This window comes from Candidatus Planktophila sp. (genome assembly GCF_046070465.1).
Taxonomy (GTDB): Bacteria; Actinomycetota; Actinomycetes; order Nanopelagicales; family Nanopelagicaceae; genus Planktophila.
The window spans coordinates 1-3,286 of sequence record NZ_JBJTMK010000007.1; the positions used below are offsets into that span (position 1 = coordinate 1).

At 46.9% G+C, this 3,286-nt stretch carries 3 protein-coding genes and 1 pseudogene; all 4 read right to left on the minus strand.

What is annotated here, in order from left to right; all coding sequences use genetic code 11:
* Nucleotides 1–140, minus strand: a pseudogene (locus ACKOVI_RS00190) (F0F1 ATP synthase subunit epsilon); the annotation flags it as partial.
* A 21-nt stretch (nt 141–161) separates the two neighbouring features.
* A complete protein-coding gene (gene atpD, locus ACKOVI_RS00195; RefSeq protein ID WP_509601629.1) occupies nt 162–1,562 on the minus strand; it encodes a F0F1 ATP synthase subunit beta in 1,401 nt (466 codons plus the stop codon).
* A gap of 55 nt (nt 1,563–1,617) precedes the next feature.
* Complete coding sequence (gene atpG, locus ACKOVI_RS00200) at nt 1,618–2,487, minus strand: F0F1 ATP synthase subunit gamma (RefSeq protein ID WP_509601631.1); 870 nt, start codon at nt 2,485–2,487, stop codon at nt 1,618–1,620.
* Nucleotides 2,488–2,504: 17 nt separating this feature from the next.
* Nucleotides 2,505–3,286: F0F1 ATP synthase subunit alpha (locus ACKOVI_RS00205; protein ID WP_509601633.1), on the minus strand; the 782-nt coding region annotated here is incomplete at its 5' end.

The following is a 3,286-nucleotide window of genomic DNA, read 5'->3' on the forward strand; positions in this document are numbered from 1 at the left end:
GGACGAATACGTGTAATCAAAGGAGTGTGGCCGCGCAAAATACCGAGCTCACCACTTTCGCCAGGAAGCGCAACAAACTTGGCTTCTCCGCTAAAAATAGACTGCTCAGCACTTACTACATCGACGCGTATGGTTGACATAATTTCCCTAGATGAATTCGATTAAAGCTTCTTAGCTTTCTCGATGGCTTCATCAATTGAACCCACCATATAGAACGCTTGCTCAGGCAAGTGATCCAATTCACCGCTACAAATCATCTTGAAGCCGCGGATGGTTTCTTTCAATGGCACGTATTTACCTGGTGAACCAGTAAATACCTCAGCAACGTGGAAAGGCTGTGACAAGAAACGTTGAATCTTACGAGCACGTGATACAGCCAACTTATCTTCTGGTGACAATTCGTCCATACCCAAAATCGCAATAATGTCACGCAATTCTTTATAACGCTGCAATGTCATCTGTACGTCACGAGCAACTTCATAGTGCTCTTGACCAACCACTTGTGGGTCGAGCTGACGGCTGGTTGAATCCAACGGATCAACCGCTGGGTAGATACCCAATGCAGCGATGTCACGTGACAACACAACTGTGGAGTCTAAGTGCAAGAAAGTTGTGGCTGGTGACGGATCGGTCAAGTCATCCGCAGGAACGTAAACGGCCTGAATAGAGGTAACAGAACCAGTCTTAGTAGAAGTAATACGTTCTTGCAATTTACCCATCTCTTCAGCCAACGTAGGTTGGTAACCCACAGCAGAAGGCATACGACCGAGCAACGCAGAAACTTCAGTACCGGCCAATGTATAACGGTAGATGTTGTCAACGAAGAACAAAATGTCACGGCCTTCGTCACGGAACGCTTCAGCCATTGTCAAACCAGTCAACGCAACGCGCAAACGGTTGCCTGGAGGTTCGTTCATCTGACCAAACACCATCGCCACTTTGTCGATAACGTTAGATTCTTTCATCTCGTGGTAGAAGTCATTACCTTCACGAGTACGCTCACCAACACCGGCAAACACTGACAAACCTGAGTGTTGCTTAGCGATGTTGTTAATCAATTCCATCATGTTCACGGTCTTACCAACACCCGCACCACCGAACAAGCCAACCTTACCGCCTTTAGCGAACGGGCATACCAAGTCAATAACCTTAATACCGGTCTCTAACAAGTCAACGGAAGGGGAGAGCTCATCAAACTTCGGTGCTGGCTGGTGAATAGCGCGACGCTCTTCAGTAGCAATCGGACCCGCGTCATCGATTGGGCGTCCGAGAACGTCCATGATACGGCCTAAGGTTGCTGGACCAACTGGTACAGAAATTGCCTTACCTGTGGATTGCACTTCCATGCCACGACGCAAACCATCACTCGCACCCATGGCAATTGCGCGAACTACGCCGTCACCGATTTGTTGCTGAACTTCAAAGGTCAAGCCTTTTTCAGCAAATGATTTTTCGCCGCTATCAACTAATGTCAACGCATCATAAATGTTTGGCATTTTGTCGCGTGGGAACTGAATGTCCACCACTGGACCAATACACTGCACGATATTTCCGTTACTCATCGCATTTCTCCGCTTTTAATTCCTGAATTCTTTCGTATTCCTAAACGCTGACCGCTTAAACCGCAGCCGCTCCACCAACAATCTCTGACAACTCTTTAGTAATAGCAGCCTGTCGTGTCTTGTTGTAATCCAATTGCAATTCGCCAATTACGTTCTTCGCATTATCTGAAGCGGCCTTCATTGAGACCATGCGTGCAGACTGCTCAGAAGCCATGTTTTCAGCAACTGCCTGATAAATCATCGCTTCAACGTAACGCTTAAGCAGGCCATTCAAAATGGACTCTGCATCAGGTTCGTAGATGTAATCCCAAGAATTGCCTGTTTTCTCTTGTGGAGTCAAAGATTCTGCCTCCAAAGGCAAAAGTTTTTCCAAAACTGGCTCTTGTTTCATTGCATTTACAAAGCGGGTGTATGCCAAATAAACAGCATCAATCTCGCCACGCTCAAACGCTTCTAATTGACTAACAATCGCGCCAATCAAAACATCCATATGTGGTGTATCACCAATTTGGATTGTTTGAGAAATGAGTTTTGCTTTTGAGCGATTCAAAAACTGCAGACCTTTTGAACCAATCGCTGTGTAAGCGATCTCAATATTTTTTTCTTGCAAATCGCGCACTTGGTTAGCAATCAAACGCAAGACGTTGGTATTTAAACCGCCGCACAAGCCTTTGTCTGTCGTAACCAAAATCGTGCCAACCTTCTTCACTTCACGAGTTGCCATGTAAGCAGGGCGGAACTCAGGATTTGCTTTTGAAAGGTTAGCAACAATCTCACGAATTTTTTCAGCGTATGGACGCGCATTACGCATGCGCTCTTGGGCGCGACGCATCTTGGATGCGGCGACCATTTCCATTGCCTTCGTGATCTTGCGCGTGTTTTGCACGCTCTTGATCTTTGATCGTATCTCTTTTGTGCTTGCCATGATTTATGCGAGCCCTCTTAGAAAGAGGCAGAACGCTTGTAATCCTCAATAGCAGCGCGCAAAGCAGCTTCGTCATCTTTGCTCAAGTCTTTGGTTTCTTCGATACGCGCAACTAAGTCAGCGTACTTAGATTTCAAATGATCTTGCAAACCTTTTTCGAAGGCCAATACGTTCTTCACTTCGAGGTCATCGAAGTAGCCGTTGTGCACAGCGTAGAGTGAAGCGGCCATTTCCCAAACTTGGAGTGGCTTGTATTGAGCTTGCTTACACAATTCAGTAACGCGGCGACCACGCTCGAGCTGCTTGCGGGTTGCTTCGTCAAGATCAGATGCGAACTGAGCAAACGCTGCCAATTCACGATATTGCGCTAAGTCGGTACGAATACCGCCAGACAATTTCTTAATCACTTTAGTTTGTGCAGCACCACCAACGCGGGATACAGAAATACCGGCGTTAATCGCAGGACGTACGCCAGCGTTAAACAAGTCAGTTTCCAAGAAGATCTGACCGTCAGTAATCGAAATTACGTTGGTTGGAACGAATGCAGAAACGTCGCCAGCTTGAGTTTCAATAATTGGCAATGCGGTCAAAGAACCAGTTTTGCCTTTTACTGCACCATTAGTGAACTTCTCAACGTACTCCGCATTTACACGAGCAGCGCGCTCGAGCAAGCGTGAGTGGAGGTAGAAAACGTCGCCAGGATAAGCTTCGCGGCCTGGTGGGCGGCGGAGTAACAAGGAGATTTGACGATAAGCAACTGCTTGCTTGGTCAAGTCATCGTAAACAATCAAAGCGTCTT

Excerpts from the sequence above, each read along its gene's own strand:
- atpD (WP_509601629.1), bottom strand. The coding sequence starts at position 1,562 with ATGAGTAACGGAAATATCGTGCAGTGTATTGGTCCAGTGGTGGACATT.
- atpG (WP_509601631.1), bottom strand. The coding sequence starts at position 2,487 with ATGGCAAGCACAAAAGAGATACGATCAAAGATCAAGAGCGTGCAAAAC.